15 protein-coding genes are annotated in these 14,019 nt (G+C 62.8%); 7 read left to right on the top strand and 8 right to left on the bottom strand.

Annotated elements, in window-relative coordinates; translation table 11 throughout:
• Window positions 1-33 precede the first annotated feature (33 nt).
• The 4 genes from ACZ1JM_RS14710 to ACZ1JM_RS14725 all read left to right on the top strand — a co-directional run bounded on the left by ACZ1JM_RS14710 (window position 34) and on the right by ACZ1JM_RS14725 (window position 2,818).
• A complete protein-coding gene (locus tag ACZ1JM_RS14710) occupies window positions 34-654 on the top strand; it encodes a TetR/AcrR family transcriptional regulator (RefSeq protein ID WP_465133117.1) in 621 nt (206 codons plus the stop codon).
• Between the two features lie 194 nt (window positions 655-848).
• Window positions 849-1,031 (top strand): hypothetical protein, encoded by a 183-nt coding sequence (locus ACZ1JM_RS14715; RefSeq protein WP_465133118.1) that lies wholly within the window; start codon window positions 849-851, stop codon window positions 1,029-1,031.
• A 123-nt stretch (window positions 1,032-1,154) separates the two neighbouring features.
• The gene (locus tag ACZ1JM_RS14720) at window positions 1,155-1,418 is read left to right on the top strand and encodes a DUF6894 family protein (RefSeq protein WP_465133119.1); all 264 of its coding nucleotides are present in this window, start codon (window positions 1,155-1,157) and stop codon (window positions 1,416-1,418) included.
• A gap of 161 nt (window positions 1,419-1,579) precedes the next feature.
• Complete coding sequence (locus ACZ1JM_RS14725) at window positions 1,580-2,818, top strand: cytochrome P450 (RefSeq protein ID WP_465133120.1); 1,239 nt, start codon at window positions 1,580-1,582, stop codon at window positions 2,816-2,818.
• Window positions 2,819-2,929: 111 nt separating this feature from the next.
• Here ACZ1JM_RS14725 and ACZ1JM_RS14730 read toward each other — a convergent pair whose 3' ends face one another.
• A complete protein-coding gene (locus ACZ1JM_RS14730) occupies window positions 2,930-4,681 on the bottom strand; it encodes a chloride channel protein (protein ID WP_465133121.1) in 1,752 nt (583 codons plus the stop codon).
• 231 nt (window positions 4,682-4,912) lie between these two features.
• On the opposite strand from ACZ1JM_RS14730, the gene ACZ1JM_RS14735 reads away from it, so the two are divergent.
• Complete coding sequence (locus ACZ1JM_RS14735) at window positions 4,913-5,827, top strand: SDR family oxidoreductase (RefSeq protein WP_465133122.1); 915 nt, start codon at window positions 4,913-4,915, stop codon at window positions 5,825-5,827.
• A gap of 95 nt (window positions 5,828-5,922) precedes the next feature.
• Here ACZ1JM_RS14735 and ACZ1JM_RS14740 read toward each other — a convergent pair whose 3' ends face one another.
• Window positions 5,923-6,429, bottom strand: a complete 507-nt coding sequence (locus ACZ1JM_RS14740) for a hypothetical protein (RefSeq protein WP_465133123.1) — start codon at window positions 6,427-6,429, stop codon at window positions 5,923-5,925.
• A 46-nt stretch (window positions 6,430-6,475) separates the two neighbouring features.
• Entirely contained in the window at window positions 6,476-9,400 is a 2,925-nt protein-coding gene (locus tag ACZ1JM_RS14745) for a TonB-dependent receptor domain-containing protein (protein ID WP_465133124.1), read from the bottom strand.
• Window positions 9,401-9,690: 290 nt separating this feature from the next.
• Here ACZ1JM_RS14745 and ACZ1JM_RS14750 point away from each other — a divergent pair, with 290 nt between their 5' ends.
• Window positions 9,691-9,981, top strand: a complete 291-nt coding sequence (locus ACZ1JM_RS14750) for a hypothetical protein (protein WP_465133125.1) — start codon at window positions 9,691-9,693, stop codon at window positions 9,979-9,981.
• A 70-nt stretch (window positions 9,982-10,051) separates the two neighbouring features.
• On the opposite strand, the gene ACZ1JM_RS14755 is transcribed toward ACZ1JM_RS14750, so the two are convergent.
• Window positions 10,052-10,174 carry a hypothetical protein gene (locus ACZ1JM_RS14755; protein WP_465133126.1) on the bottom strand — a complete coding sequence of 41 codons (123 nt, stop codon included), beginning with the start codon at window positions 10,172-10,174 and terminating at the stop codon, window positions 10,052-10,054.
• 63 nt (window positions 10,175-10,237) lie between these two features.
• Window positions 10,238-10,552, bottom strand: coding sequence for a DUF4337 family protein (locus ACZ1JM_RS14760; RefSeq protein WP_465133127.1), 315 nt, complete (start codon window positions 10,550-10,552; stop codon window positions 10,238-10,240).
• Window positions 10,553-10,643: 91 nt separating this feature from the next.
• Here ACZ1JM_RS14760 and ACZ1JM_RS14765 point away from each other — a divergent pair, with 91 nt between their 5' ends.
• Window positions 10,644-10,808 (top strand): hypothetical protein, encoded by a 165-nt coding sequence (locus ACZ1JM_RS14765; protein WP_465133128.1) that lies wholly within the window; start codon window positions 10,644-10,646, stop codon window positions 10,806-10,808.
• A gap of 4 nt (window positions 10,809-10,812) precedes the next feature.
• On the opposite strand, the gene ACZ1JM_RS14770 is transcribed toward ACZ1JM_RS14765, so the two are convergent.
• The 3 genes from ACZ1JM_RS14770 to ACZ1JM_RS14780 form a co-directional block, all read right to left on the bottom strand.
• The gene (locus ACZ1JM_RS14770) at window positions 10,813-11,775 is read right to left on the bottom strand and encodes a glycoside hydrolase family protein (protein WP_465133129.1); all 963 of its coding nucleotides are present in this window, start codon (window positions 11,773-11,775) and stop codon (window positions 10,813-10,815) included.
• Window positions 11,772-12,581 (bottom strand): SDR family NAD(P)-dependent oxidoreductase, encoded by an 810-nt coding sequence (locus ACZ1JM_RS14775; RefSeq protein ID WP_465133130.1) that lies wholly within the window; start codon window positions 12,579-12,581, stop codon window positions 11,772-11,774. Before ACZ1JM_RS14775 ends, ACZ1JM_RS14770 begins: the two co-directional genes overlap by 4 nt.
• Window positions 12,582-12,650: 69 nt before the next feature.
• Window positions 12,651-14,018 carry a PepSY-associated TM helix domain-containing protein gene (locus tag ACZ1JM_RS14780; protein WP_465133131.1) on the bottom strand — a complete coding sequence of 456 codons (1,368 nt, stop codon included), beginning with the start codon at window positions 14,016-14,018 and terminating at the stop codon, window positions 12,651-12,653.
• Between the last annotated feature and the right edge of the window lies 1 nt (window position 14,019).

Below are 14,019 nucleotides of genomic sequence, written 5' to 3' on the forward strand. Positions count from 1 at the left end.
GGTAGCGTTCCGTTTAGATATAGGAGGCGAACGATGGAACGCAACCGTTCCGTTAAAAAGGCTGGGCCGGGACGATCTCCTGGCGGTGCGGCAATCATGCGCGTCGGCGTGACAGAGGCACTGACCCGGTCATTTTTTCAGGAATGGGCGCGTGTTGGATATTCAGGCTTGAGCCTGGAGCGCGTCGCGCGATCGGCGGGTGTCGGCAAAGCGGCCCTTTATCGGCGGTGGCCCGAAAAGGCGGCGATGGCCAGCGATCTGCTCTCTCGCGAGGGGCTGACGATCACCGACGTGAAAGACCAAGGATCGCTAGAAGCCGACCTGATCGCCGTGCTGTTTGCGGTTCGCCGCGTGCTTCGCCATCCTCTGGTAAAACGCATCATTATGGACCTTCATGCCGAGATCGAACGAACCCCCGCGCTGGAACGAGCGGTAAGGCCATTCCAGCATGCCCGGCGCGAAAGGATCAATGCGCTGATCGACCGCGCGATCAACCGGGGCGAATTACCGGCCTCGGTTGACCGTGAAACGGCAGCGGACCTAATCGCGGCGCCACTCTACTGGCGAATGGCGGTACTAGGCGGCCGATCAGATACGAAGCACATCGAGCGTCTTGGTCGAATGACCTCCGCCGCTCTTCAGGCAGACCGGTAAGCGGCCGTTCCATTGATGAAACTCCGACCGGCAAGCTGGACAGTTTCGCCCTTCCGATGCTGCGTCTTCAATGCCGCTGCTCTTTCGTCAGGGAGCCGCGCACCTGTCAGTTCTGCGGCAGTCCGATACGTTATGCGTTGAGCGGAAAAGCCGAGTGCCCTGCGGTGCGTTGTTCTGATTGAAGGAGATTGATCATGATCAGCCCACCCGAGAATGACGAACCCGGCTATGAAGAAGATACGGATGACCTTTCTGAAGATCAGGAAGACCAATCTGACGATGCGATCGATGATGAACAGCCCGATGACGAGGAAGCTGACATGATTGAGGCGCAGGAGGATGCTGCTGAAGACCGCAAGGAAGGCGGTTATCAATAACGCTCCCCGAGAAGCCTGAAAATCTGACCGTGCCAGCCGCCGTGCTGGCACGGTCAATCGTATGAGCGGACGCACGCACCAAGAGTAATCGCCGTAATTCTCGTGGAATGACTGGGTCGCAAAATGCCAAGATACTATTTTCATGTGCAGGATGGGGCCGACTTCCCGGATCTGCAAGGCACTGTGCTGGACAATATCGAAGCGGCCAAATTGGAGGCCATCCGCTTTAGCGGAGACTTGTTGAGCAATGCAGATGATTTCTGGAAGGGCGCCGAGTGGTCGATGCGGGTCGTGGATGCACAAGACAATACCGTCCTGACGCTCAGCTTTAGCGCCAACGCCCATGCAGATAGCAACGCGGAAATGAGGCAGGACGATAGCTTGTAAGGAGCAGGGGGGCGTCACCACCGCATTGCCATTTTTGGCCTCGATCGACCTGATCAAAGTGGCAGCTTATTCAATGGTGATCAGGGCTATAACCATGGTCTGAGTAAGGTCGCCGGTGTCAGAGCGATCCCTGTGCAAGCAGTTGTTCGGAGAGGTAGTCGATGGAGACCCAGTCTCGTGATGGGCCATCCGCGCCCGTTGGGCTTGCCCCTGAACGAATCGTCGACATCGATATCTATTCGCCGCCCGGGCGAGAGGACGATTTTTACGCCGCATGGAAGGCGCTGCAGGACAGCAGCCCGCCTATCGTCTGGACGCCCCAGAACGAAGGACATTGGATCGCGTTGTCGGGCAAAGTCAGTGCAGAGGTCCAGGGCGATCCAGAGCGTTTCTCAAACCGGATAATCGTCATTCCCCGCTCCGTCGGGGAAAAACACGCGTTGATCCCGACGACCATCGACCCGCCGGAGCATCGTCCTTATCGAAAGCTGCTCAACGAAGGGCTTGCGCTCTCCAAGATACGCCACCTGAACGAAGCGATCGCCACGGTCGCCGACGAGTTGATCGCCCACTTCGTAGATCGCGGCCACTGCGATTTCACCGCCGAGTTCGCCCGCCTTTTCCCGATCCGCATCTTCATGTCGCTTGTCGGCCTGCCGATGGCCGATGCGGAACACCTTTGCTTCCTGGCCGAATGCATGACCCGGCCGAACCCGCCGCTGCCATTCGAAGATGCCAAGCAGGCATTCTACGATTTTCTGACCCCGGTCGTCGCTGAAAGACGCGTTCAATCCGGAAACGACATCATCAGCGCCATCGTCAACGCGGACATAGACGGGCGGCGGTTGAACGATGAAGAGGCCCTGTCGCTGTGCACGCAGCTGCTGATCGCAGGCGTCGATACGGTGGTGAACGTGTTGGCATTCATCATGCTCAACCTTGCGCGCGACCCTGCGCTTCAAGAGCAAATGGCCGGCTTGAATCGTACCGGATTGCTGACCGCGACAAACGAGCTGTTCCGTCGCTTCGGCTTTGTGACGATCGCGCGAACGGTTCGCGCGGACATGGAGTTTCATGGCGTCCACCTGAAGGCTGGCGATCTGGTTTGCGTCCCGACGCAGGTCCACGGTCTTGATGAGCGTATCAACGCCTGTCCAATGTCGATCGATCTCGACCGGCGCGGCGCGCGTCATTCCGCTTTCGGTAGCGGGCCGCACATGTGCCCAGGTCAGGAACTGGCCCGTGCCGAGGTAGCGATCATGCTCGAACGCTGGTTTGCGGCCATCCCCAGCTTCCGGGTCGGACCGGATGCGGACCTTCGTAACCTGCCAGGCATCGTTCCACAGGTCGCCCGGCTTACACTTGCATGGGACGCTGCACGTGTGCCGACCAACAGGTAAGGCTAGTAAGGGAAAGGCCCAGGCCGCACAGGACAGTTAGCGCCTGCAAACCGCCCATCGGCACGTCGATCGCTTTTCTCGGTAGTGGCGTCCCTCCCAGAAGAATTGACGTCATGCCCGCGCTCGCTTCGTTTCAAGGCCGTGGTGCAGTTGGCGGACCTTCAGCAGATCGTGTCTGGTCAGGATGCCGACGACCTGTTTTGTCGCCGGGTCGACGATCGGAATGCGGCCGATGCCCGTCTCCACCATCAGGTCGGCGATCCGGCTGATAGGATCTTGCGGGTTGCCGCAGGGTTGCGATGCGTCGGAAAGGGTCTCTGCGAGCGTGGCATCCGCCGGAACGCTGTCCACTTGCCAGCGTAGTGCATCGGTCCGGGAAACGAGCCCTACCAGCGCGCCGTCGTTTGTTGTCACGGGATAGCTGCGGTGTTGCGCTTCGGTGCGGAAAAAGTCGAGTGCGTCAGCCACGGTCATGCTGCTGGAGAGCGTCGCCGGTTGAGGCGTCATTACCTGCGCGGACTGGAGGAAGTCGAACTGATCGACGGTGTATTCCTGCAGGATATGCCGACCGCGCCGGGCGATCTTTTCAGTCAGGATCGAACGACGCATAACCAGCACGCTGATCGCGTATGCCCCTGCCGACGCGGCCAGCGTAAGCGGGAGCATGGCGAAGTCGCCGGTCAACTCGACGGTGAACAACGTCGCGGTCAACGGTGCGCGCATCGCGCCGCTGAGGATGCCCGCCATCCCGGCCAGCGCCCACAGAGCGCCCCCGCCGGGCAGGTGCTGGCCAAGAACGAAGCCGAGCGCACCGCCCAGTAGGAGCAGCGGGGCGAGCACGCCGCCTGACGTGCCCGAACCCAGGGCGACCAGCCATACGACGGCTTTGACCACCAGTAGCGCCAGGACCACTTGCATGGCCAGCGAACCGTCCAGAAGGCCCCGGATGCTTTCGTAGCCCGCGCCCAGAACATGCGCGTCGATCAAGCCTCCCAGACCCACTGCCACGCCGCCGATGGCAGGCCACCACATCCAGTGAACCGGCAGTCGGGCGAACATATCCTCAATTTTATAGAGCGCATTGGACAGCAGCGATGCCTGCGCTCCGGCAATAGCGCCGACTGCCACGGCCAGGCCGATGTCCCCCACCGCGAGGGTGATTGCATGGTGTACGGGGAAGAGCGGCCCGGCCTCTATCAACAGCGGCCGCCAGATCCACGAGACAAGAACGGCGATGACCACGGGCACGAAGCTGCGCGGCTTCCATTCAAAGAGCAGCACCTCGATGGCCAGAAGGATCGAGGCCATTGGCGTTCCGAAGATCGCGGTCATGCCAGCCGCTGCGCCCGCCACAAGCAGGGTCTTGCGCTCGGCAGCGCTGAGGCGAAACGCCTGAGCGAACAATGATCCGATGGCCCCGCCGGTCATGATGATCGGCCCTTCCGCGCCGAAAGGACCGCCGCTTCCAATCGAGATCGCCGACGACAGTGGCTTCAGCAGGGCAACCTTGGGCGACATGCGGCTCTCGCCATAGAGGATCGCTTCGATCGCTTCGGGTATGCCATGCCCGCGAATCTTGTCGGACCCGTAGCGTGCCAGCAAGCCTACCAAGAGGCTTCCGATCACGGGCACGGCGATCAGCCAAAGGCCCAGGGTATTGTCGACGATCTGCGCGGGCGCGCCGGACAGGCGGCCAAACCAGAACAGGTTGGTGGCGATGGCGATCGCCTTGAGCAGAATCCATGCCCCCATCGCTCCGCCGCTCCCAATCACAAGAGACGCAGCCGCGAGTAGCAGCATGCGGCGATCAGCGCTGTGATCGGCAAGAGGGCGATGGGATGAGGACGACGCTGCAGGAATCATGGAATGGCTCGGCTGACGGGAAGGGTGTAATCAGCAATATATCGTAACACGATATATATCAACGAGTGACATAGCGTGGTACGGCTGGACTCGGCAAACAGGCACGACAAGAACGACTCAACATCATATGTGCCCCAGCCGAATTGCGTCTTCCGCTGAGGTGCTTTTGCGTGTTCAACGACGGCGTGCGACAGCATGCTGCGCGCTGCCACTTGCGGAGGACAACGCCGGATGAAAGTCATCGTATTCGGAGGCACGGGCGATCAGGGTGCCGCGCAAGTCCGCGCGCTCGCATCGACGCATCACGAGCTTGTGTGCATCAGCCGCTCGGCCCGCCCGTTGACGGTGGCGGGGCGGCAGGTGGAGACACGCGCCGCCGAATTGTCAGACCGTGCTTCTCTTCGAGTCGCGATGACGGGAGCCGATGCGATATTCCTCAACCTGCCGTCCACGTCTTTTCAGCAGGCGCAGCCTCTGGTTCAGGCGACGGCCTGGATCGCCGAGGAGGCCACGGCTGCCGGGATCGGCACCATCGTGTTCAACACCAGCTTGCCGGTCCCGACCGAGATACGCGGGTTTGCGGCGCAGGACGCCCGGCACGAGATGCGTCGGCTGCTGTTCGCATCAGGCGTGCCGACGGTCAGCATCCAGCCGGTGGTGTTTCTCGACAATCTGCTCAAGGGGTGGGCTTGGCCGCCGATCGCCGAGCGCGCCACCATCGTCTATCCGCATCGCCCCGACCTCGACGTTTCGTGGATATGCCACGACGATCTTGCCGCGCTGATGATGGCCGCACTGGAACGCCCCGGTTTGTCGGGACGCAGTTTCCCGGTGGGCGGGGCGGAAACGGTTCGCCTGCCTCAACTGGCGCAAAAGCTTTCCAATGCGTGGGAGCGCCCGTTGGGATGGGAGAGCCAGCCGATTGACGAGTTTTGCGAGCGTATGCGCCACGTCTTCGATGGTCGCGCGTCGCTTGAAGAGGATCGGCTGATCAGCGAACTGCGGCGCATCTACACCTGGTACAACACCTCGCCCGAGCACCCCTTTTGCGTCAATATGGCCGATGTTCTGAAGGAGCTTCCCGTCGCCCTCACCCCCATCGAGACCTGGGCGCGCCGACAGGTCCTGCCGGAGACTGTAGGATGATCAAACCGGTCGACATCTAGCCCACGGGTGATTTGATCAGGCGCCCGGCTGCATGAGACCGGGCGCCTGAACGATACCCTGCAGAGCCGCCCCGCTTACTTCGGCAGGATCGGATAGTAGACGCCCGGATGCTGGGCGGTCAGGTCCAGTTCCACGACATCCTGATCCCAGTGCGATTCCGTCAGCGCCCAGCGCGCGGTTTCACCGGCGGTATAGGCGTCGAGATCGGGGAACAGCTTCTGGATGACCTGGCCACGCGTCAGGTTCAGTTTTTTCGCTTTTGCGGGTGGCGGCGAGATATTGATGATCATGAAGTCCCACTGCGGGGCCAGCGAGTGGCCCGCATTGGCGTATACGGTCGAACTGGTCGTGACGCCCTGCTGGATCTGATAGTCCATGATCGGGCGATGCCACTTGAGGTAAAGCGCCAGCCATTCGTCCTGCTTGCCCGGGGGCGTCTTGTAGTAGCTTACCGACAGGCGCGGACGGTCTTCCAGAGTGCGACCGGCCATGGCTTGCGCGATTGCCGGCGAGGCACCGGCAGCGAGGGACGAAACGGCAAGGACGGCGCCGACGATACCGGCGCGCAGGGACTTTCGCATGTCTTCCATTCCTTTTGTGGTGGTGGGTTTGGGGCTTTTAGAAGGATCAGAACTTCGCGCCGACACCCACGAAGAAGGTGCGACCAAGAACGTCGTAGGTGCTGGCTTCGGTAGTGCCTATGCGGCCGTTGAGAACCGGCGGCTGCTTGTCGAACAGGTTGTTGATCCCGAAGCGCATCGTGTACCCCTCGTTCACCACGATCGATCCGAATAGATCGAACAGGTTGTAGCTTGGCACGCCGGGAGTGGTGGTTGCCGGGTTGGTCGCCTTGGCCGATGGGTCCATTTTGCTCAGGAAGCGCCAGCGCAGCCCCAGATTGAACGCCTCGCTGTTGTAGGCCACGCTGGAGACCGCTTTCCATTTTGGCAGCGATCCCGGCGCAAAACCCGAAGGGCTGCCGACGGTGCCGGCGTAGTGGTAGAACTGTTCGCCCGGCAGGGTCTGTACGTCGAACCTGTCCAGCCACCCCACCGCCGATGTGATGTCGAGCGAGCCCGAGTTCAGGCCCACCGCCGCAAGGTCGATCGACCAGTCCAGCTGAACATCGATCCCTGCCGTCTTGTACGCGCCAAGGTTGGTGGTTGGCTGGCGCATGTCGGCCAGCAGGCCGTCGGCATCGCGTGTAATGGTCTGGCAGAAGAAGTTGTCGTTGGAGTAGGTCGGGTTGGTGCCGTCGATATTGAAGCACTTCGCCAGGCTTGTCTGCACGCCGACGACGCCGATCGCGTCTTTCACCGTAATGTTATAATAATCGACGGTGATGTTGAAGCGCGACAGCCAGGGCGTGGCGAACTTCGGGCTGAACACCGCGCCGATGGTGAACGTATCGGCGGTTTCCGGCTTAAGGGCGGTGTTGCCCGAATTTGTGGCATTCGTATCATTCTGTAGGTTGATGAAATTGTCCACCACACCTGCCGGAACGCCCTGCGCCACGCACAAATCCCGGACAGAGGCACCGTTCGCGCCTCTGCGGGGGGCGCTGCGAATATCGCAGTAGTCGCCAAGCCCGTTATAGACTTCGCCGATGCCGGGTACCGCGCCGTTGTTGGGTACGAACAGTTCGCCCACGCTGGGCGCTCGCACCGCGCGTGCGTAACCGCCCCGGAAGGTGAGCGTATCGGTTGGTGCCCAGATCAGGTTTGCCTTGTAGGTATGCACCCCGCCTGACAGGTTGTAATCGGAGTAGCGGTATCCGGCGTCGGCCTCCAGCTTGTGGATGAAAGGCATGTCGCCCAGAAGCGGCAGCAGCAGCTCGACATAGGCCTCCTTCACGTTCGACGCGCCTTCGCTGTCGCTGGTGAAGGCCACGCCCACCACGTCCGCGTCCTTGAGGACCTGGTCGACTTGCGTCGAATAGGAATTGCGACGGTAGGCAAGGCCAGCCGCAAAGCGGGCTCCGCCGCCGGGCAGTTTGAACAGGCCGCCTTGTACGTTGGCTTCGACCACGTCCTGGGTAAGCTTGGTATCGCGCCAGGGCGAGGCCACGAGATAATTGTAGCAATCGCTGGAAAGCGTGGTGACGCCGAACGGGTTATAGCCGCCCGCGCAAATGCTCTGCCCGCCATCGGCGGCGTTCAACAACGTATTGAGCGCGGACGTCTTGACCGATCCGGGCTGTTCTTCGCGGATGAGGGTGGCTCCGTGTGAACCATAGACTTCCCAGGTGCCGTCGATTGCGGCGAAAGCACCGCGCAATCCGCCCAGGAACTGCGATATCTTGAACTCGCGATCGGTCACGCGCGGGCCTGCTTCGTAGAACCGTTTCTGTACGGTCACGTTACCCGTGGGATTGCGACGACTGCCAAGAATGCTGGCCAACGCATCGGGGATGAAGGGGTTGGTGATCGGAACGGAAAGTGCGGTATTGCCCGCTTCGACCAGGATTTGCGCGTCATACTTGACATATTGACCCTGCGCAAAAGCGGTGATGTCGTCCGTCAGGTCGTACTTGAACTTGCCGAAGGCGGAGTACCTCTCGATCGGCGCCTGGAGAGTCAGGAACACGTTGAGGTTGTTGACCGTGCTACCGCTATTGTAGAGCAGGCCACCCTGATCGCCACGATAGTTTGTAACGCCGTTGCTGGCGCTGAACACCGTTCCGTCGGCATTGAAGCTGAGGCCCGAGTTGGCCGCCACGGTGCCCGGAGCATAGCCGTACTGGGCGAACAGCGCATCGACCGATGCCTGCGTCGGCGCGTTGCCACTGGTGGTGACGGTGCCGGTCGGCAGACGCAGGTCGGTGCCGCCCTGGTTCTTGCGGAAGAACGCGCGTGACTGGTAATCGATCGTGTCTCGGCTCGTGTAGCCCAGCGAGACGACCGCGTTGCCGCGCCCGCCCGCAAAGTTGGTGCCGAACGTCGCGGCGAGATCCTTTACCGCGCCATCACCCTGCTCGGTGATGTTGTATTGGGCGTCGAGCGCCACGCCCTCGAAATCGTCCTTGAGGCGGAAGTTTACGACACCGGCGATGGCGTCCGATCCATAGACTGCCGATGCGCCGCCCGTGATCACCTCAACGCTTTCGACGAGCGCCCGGGGAACCGAGTTGACGTCTACCGACTGCTGCACGTTCGATGGCTGCATGCGCCGCCCGTCGAGCAGGACGAGGTTGCGATACGAACCAAGTCCGCGAAGGTTCAGCGTCGCCTGTCCGGTCGATCCATAGCCTGTCGAAGTCGCGTTTTCTCCGATGCCGAATTGCGGATTGATGGAGAGCGCCTTTTCCAGCGTCACGTCGCCCGTCGCCTCGATCGCGGCAGCGTTCAGCGTGGCGATGGGTGATGGAGAGCCATAATCGCGACGGGCGATGCGCGATCCGGTGACGACGATGTCATTGGCCTGGCTGTCTGCCTGTCCAGACGCGTCCTGCGCGTTTGCCATCAACGGAACGAACAAGCCGGAAGCGGCACAGCCAACGAGCAAGCCGGACCGCAAACGGTTCCACGCGGCAGACACAAGCAAATTTCTCATCGGGCCCCCAATTCGGCGGCCAACATCGCGCCGCCAACCGCGCGGACGCCTAGATGCACGTTGTCTACTAAGTCAATAGAGATTGGGTCGGCCTGAAGCGGAATAGGGCGCTCGTCGTGCTGGAGGCGGCAAACAGCCGACGGTTTCTCCGCCTGCCGGATCAAAATGGCGGCCGTTGCGTTGGCTCTCTTCAACCGAGGAGACATTGATGCGATTTTTGAGAATTGCGGCAACGCTCGCGCTGATCGCCAACAGCCTTGGGCTGTCGACGGCGGCTACGGCGCAGCCACATGGTGACCGGCATCACCGAGCTGAGCGGTCCGAGCATCGCGGCGATTATCGCCATCAATTGGCAAGGCGTGATGACCGCCGCGATCGTTATCGTGCCGACCGCCGTGGGCATTATCGTCGCGACGATCGTCGCGGCTACTATCGCGGGGATCGTTATCGTCGCGATGATCGCCGCAACTGGCGCCGCCATGACAACCGGCGGTACAACTCCTATCGCAACAATCGCCGCTGCCACACCGAATGGCGCCGTGATCGCCGCATCCGGGTTTGCCGCTAAGCTTACCCGGTAACCGGTCAGTACATAATCGCAAAAAGCCTGTCGCGGAGGTCGCGGCAGGCTTTTTGTCGTTGTCCGAAGCTTCAGCCGAACGTGCTGGGATCGAACAGAAGATGCAAAGGAAGCGGCCACATGCCCACTGTCAGCACTGCGATGGCCATCGCCGCAAACATCAACCAGGAGCGGAGCCGTTCAGTCAAAGTCATGTGCCTATGCCTTCCTCAATGCCGATCTGTGATCACTAGGCTCCACAATCTAGGGTCGGGTAGTTAACAACCCGTTTGATTCGACTGGTACTTGGCGATCTCGCCGTCGAGCCGGTGTTCGAACGCTTCCGCCTTCGCGCCGGTGGCGATCACCATCATCTGGTCCCGCGCGGTGTTGGCGATGTGCAGCTTGGTCTTGGTGGCCTGATACTCGTTCCAGCTATCGACCGAATCGGACTGCGCCTGCTGCATCGATTGCACCAGGTTGCCGTCCTTGATGTCGCACACCCCGGTGAACACAGACAGCATGACGACGGTGACCGCCACCATCCGGTTGAGGCGCTTGTCCTTGGCTTCGGCACTGACCTCGACTTCCATGAGGGCCTACCCTTGCCATTCGAATTTGCCGTCTAACCCCACCGGGGTAAACGCGGTATGAGAGAGTTGTCGCTGAGGAAGGGGAAGATCGGTGTTTCCAGTCTGGGTCTATATCGTCGCCGCGCTCTCGATCGCGCTGACCGCGTTCGGGCTGGGGCAGATCGTACCGGGATTGGGCATGGGGTTCGCCGCTCTCGCCTCGATGCTATGGACCATCTTCTCCGTCAGCCGCCAGCGCCGCCGTCGGGATACGTGACGGTCTAGCTGCGGCGGATCAGCGCGCGGGCCAGAAAGCGGTCCTCCAGCGAATAATACAGCCAGATCGCCGGTCCATCGATGACGACGGAAGCGGCGAAGGCAATGTCGGTGGCGGTGCGATCATCGACCGGCGGCGGGGTGATCAGCGGCTCGATGCCCCGCGCGAGCACTTGCGCATAATCGGCGTCGAACGCGATCCAGCCGATGCGCCAGCGCGCATCGCGGGTGGCGCCGTTGTAGAACATCACCGGCATGGCGGGATCGTCCGTCAGCAACGGCCCTGTGGACAGGTGCCAATCGTCCCAGCTGTAGTCGCGCGGCATGAAGGGGGTGGGCTGTTCGTCCCAAGGCCCCGCCACGTCCGCGCCCATCGCCAGCCCGACGCGCGATGCTTCGTCTGCGGCGTATTCGTAGAACAGCCGCCAGCGCCCGTCCGCCGTGCGATCGACCGTGGCTTCCTTGGTGTTGCCTTCCGACTTCGACGAGGCGAGGGCGACGCCGCTCTTGGTCAGCCGGTCCAGCGAGGGGCCTTGTGCATAGGACAGCTCCCCATGCGCGTGATCGGCCAGCACGCCGGAGTAATAGACGGTATAGCCTTCGTCGGTGCGAACGACGGTCGGATCCTCCACGCCGCCGGCATCGTGATCACCGGGCCCGGGGACGATGGAGGGCGCTTCCAGCATGGTGAAGTGGCGGCCGTCCTCGCTCCAGCCTGCCCAAATCACGCCGGTATCGGTCATCTCCTCTCCGGGGCGGACGACGGCGCGGACCATGATGCCCCACCGTCCTTCCCCCTCGCGCCAAATGTAGGGGCTCATCAGGTCGCGGACCATCAGGGCGGGCGGTCCGTCCAGCGTCACCCGCTCGATCCGCTTGACGTTGAAGTCGAGAGGGATGGCGTTTTCGGCGACCGGGTCCTTGCGATGCGGATCGGCCACCGCGACGGCGACGTCGTCCCGTGTCATGCGCCCAGCGCCTGCATCAGCGACAGGCCGCCGTCGATGACGATCCGCGCGCCGGTGATGTACCGCGCCTTGTCAGACGCGAGGAATACCGCAAGGTCCGCCACTTCCGCCGGATCGCCCGCGCGGCCCAGCGGGATGTTGTTTTCCAGCGTCTTGCGATAGGCTTCGTCGGCCTGGGCACGGGCGTTCATCGGGGTCAGGATCATGCCGGGTTCGATCGCGTTGACGCGGATGCCGCGTGGCGCTTCCTCGATCGCCAGCGTCTCCACCAGATTGGATAGGCCGCCTTTCGCCGCGCAATAGTCGGCGCCGCCGGCGCGCACGGCATAGGCGTGGATGGAGGAGATGTGGATGATCGCCGCGTCCGCGCGCTCGGTCGACGGCCTGGCAGTAAGGAAGCGGCGCGAAGTGAGGAACGCGCCGGTCAGGTCAGTGTCAATCAGGCGGTTCCATTGGGCCAGCGTCATGTCGCGCACGGTGACGCCGGACATGTTGAGACCGGCGGAATTGACCAGCACATCGGCAGGGGTGCCCCATCGCGCCTGCACTCTGGCAAAGGCGGCATCCACCGATGCTTCCTCATCGACGTCGGCCTGCACGGTGATGGCCTCTCCCCCGGCGGCGCGGATCGCGCTGGCAGACGCATCGGCGCCCACGGTATCGGAATGGAACAGCACCGCAATCCGCGCCCCGGTTGCGCCGAAAGCCCGGGCGCAGGCCGCCCCGATCCCGGATTCGCCACCGGTGACAATCACCACCCGTTCCGTCATGCGCGTGTCTCCGAAAGGCCGCTGCGGCGCCTTCATTCACACGCTTGAACGCGCGTTCGTCGCGGGCGCTCCACGACAAATTTGTAACGTGGCGGCAACATTGAATCAGGTCGAGGGGGCGGGACTCCTCCAGCCCATCCACTGGCGCAGGTGCGGGCTGGTGTACCGGACGATCCTTTCGACCAGCACCGCGAGGGCCAGCGAAATTCCGAACAGCGGCATCGCCAGTGCCAGCGCGATCACCAGCGTCACCAGCAGCCATGAATGGCGCAGCGGGGCGAGCGAGACCGGCGCGCCCAGCGTCTTTTCGGGGCGACGACGCCACCACAGCACCACGCTCGACACGCACAGCAGGACAAGGCCAAGCAGCACCAGCAGGTTCACCAGCTGGTTCAGCAGGCCCAGCCACGCACCTTCGTGAATGGCGACGCCGTAACCCACCGCCCGGTCGATCCAGTGACGCTGGACGAACCGCTGGACCCCGATCAGCGAGCCGTTGGAGGCGATCTCCGCGCTGTCGCGCAAAGGGCGGTTCTCCGCCTGGCTGCGCACTTGCCACGGGCCGTCGCGAGCGGTCGGCGGGCTGATCTCCACCGGCCCGGCAAAGCCCAGCGTGGCGGCGCGGGCCACCACGGCGTCGAGAGCGGCGGGGGGCGGGGCGGTGTGGACCATCGTCATGCCGTGATGCTCGGCATGTTCGGACATCATCGCCCGCATCCCGGCATCGGCGCGGCCGCGTTGCGCGGCGTCGGCCCCGGACCCGGCAGACCAGTCCTGCCGCCCCGCCGCCGTGCCGGTCACCGCCCGGATCTGCTTGAAATAGTCTCCCCAAGCATTCGCCCAGGGCAGGCCGGATATGATCAGGAACAGCGCACCGATGGAGATCCATAGCCCCGTCACGGCGTGGATGTCCCGCCAGAACATCGCCCTGCCCCGGCGCAGGCGAGGGTAGAGCACGCCGCCCAACCCGTTCGTGCTGCGCGGCCACCACAGGAACAGGCCGGTCAGCAGCATGACGATCGTCCAGCACGCCGCCGCCTCCACCAGCGCGGAGCCGCGCGCTCCCGCCAGCAGTTCGCCGTGCAGGCGGAAGACCACCCGCATCAGCCGGTCTTCTTCCGGCACCTGATGCAGCGCCACGCCGGTCTGCGGGTGAATCCAGAGGCGCACGTCCTTGGCGCCCTTGCCGACCAGCACCTGCACTGCGTCGCTCGGGCTTTGGGGCAGGACGTATTTGTGCAGCATTGATCCCGGCACCGTCGCCACTGCCTGCACGGCGATGGCCCCGGGAGTGAGCATCGGCGCTTCCCCGCTGACGACGCCGCGATAGGGTGCATAGAGCGCACTCTCGATCTGCGGCTTGAACAGATAGATCCCACCGGTGATCGACAGCCACAGCACGAAGGGCACGCAGAACAGCCCGGCGTAGAAATGCCAGCGCCACACTGCGCGATACCAGCGTTCGGTGCGCATC

The sequence above is a fragment of the Novosphingobium sp. BL-S-24 genome (assembly GCF_055521575.1).

Bases quoted from the DNA above. Each gene is read 5' to 3' on its own strand.
- ACZ1JM_RS14775 (WP_465133130.1), bottom strand. From the start codon at position 12,581: ATGAAGGCGCCGCAGCGGCCTTTCGGAGACACGCGCATGACGGAACGG.
- ACZ1JM_RS14760 (WP_465133127.1), bottom strand. From the start codon at position 10,552: ATGGAAGTCGAGGTCAGTGCCGAAGCCAAGGACAAGCGCCTCAACCGG.
- ACZ1JM_RS14770 (WP_465133129.1), bottom strand. From the start codon at position 11,775: ATGACACGGGACGACGTCGCCGTCGCGGTGGCCGATCCGCATCGCAAG.
- ACZ1JM_RS14750 (WP_465133125.1), top strand. From the start codon at position 9,691: ATGGTGACCGGCATCACCGAGCTGAGCGGTCCGAGCATCGCGGCGATT.
- ACZ1JM_RS14730 (WP_465133121.1), bottom strand. From the start codon at position 4,681: ATGATTCCTGCAGCGTCGTCCTCATCCCATCGCCCTCTTGCCGATCAC.
- ACZ1JM_RS14720 (WP_465133119.1), top strand. From the start codon at position 1,155: ATGCCAAGATACTATTTTCATGTGCAGGATGGGGCCGACTTCCCGGAT.
- ACZ1JM_RS14740 (WP_465133123.1), bottom strand. From the start codon at position 6,429: ATGCGAAAGTCCCTGCGCGCCGGTATCGTCGGCGCCGTCCTTGCCGTT.
- ACZ1JM_RS14755 (WP_465133126.1), bottom strand. From the start codon at position 10,174: ATGACTTTGACTGAACGGCTCCGCTCCTGGTTGATGTTTGCGGCGATG.
- ACZ1JM_RS14710 (WP_465133117.1), top strand. From the start codon at position 34: ATGGAACGCAACCGTTCCGTTAAAAAGGCTGGGCCGGGACGATCTCCT.
- ACZ1JM_RS14780 (WP_465133131.1), bottom strand. From the start codon at position 14,018: ATGCGCACCGAACGCTGGTATCGCGCAGTGTGGCGCTGGCATTTCTAC.
- ACZ1JM_RS14745 (WP_465133124.1), bottom strand. From the start codon at position 9,400: ATGAGAAATTTGCTTGTGTCTGCCGCGTGGAACCGTTTGCGGTCCGGC.
- ACZ1JM_RS14725 (WP_465133120.1), top strand. From the start codon at position 1,580: ATGGAGACCCAGTCTCGTGATGGGCCATCCGCGCCCGTTGGGCTTGCC.
- ACZ1JM_RS14715 (WP_465133118.1), top strand. From the start codon at position 849: ATGATCAGCCCACCCGAGAATGACGAACCCGGCTATGAAGAAGATACG.
- ACZ1JM_RS14735 (WP_465133122.1), top strand. From the start codon at position 4,913: ATGAAAGTCATCGTATTCGGAGGCACGGGCGATCAGGGTGCCGCGCAA.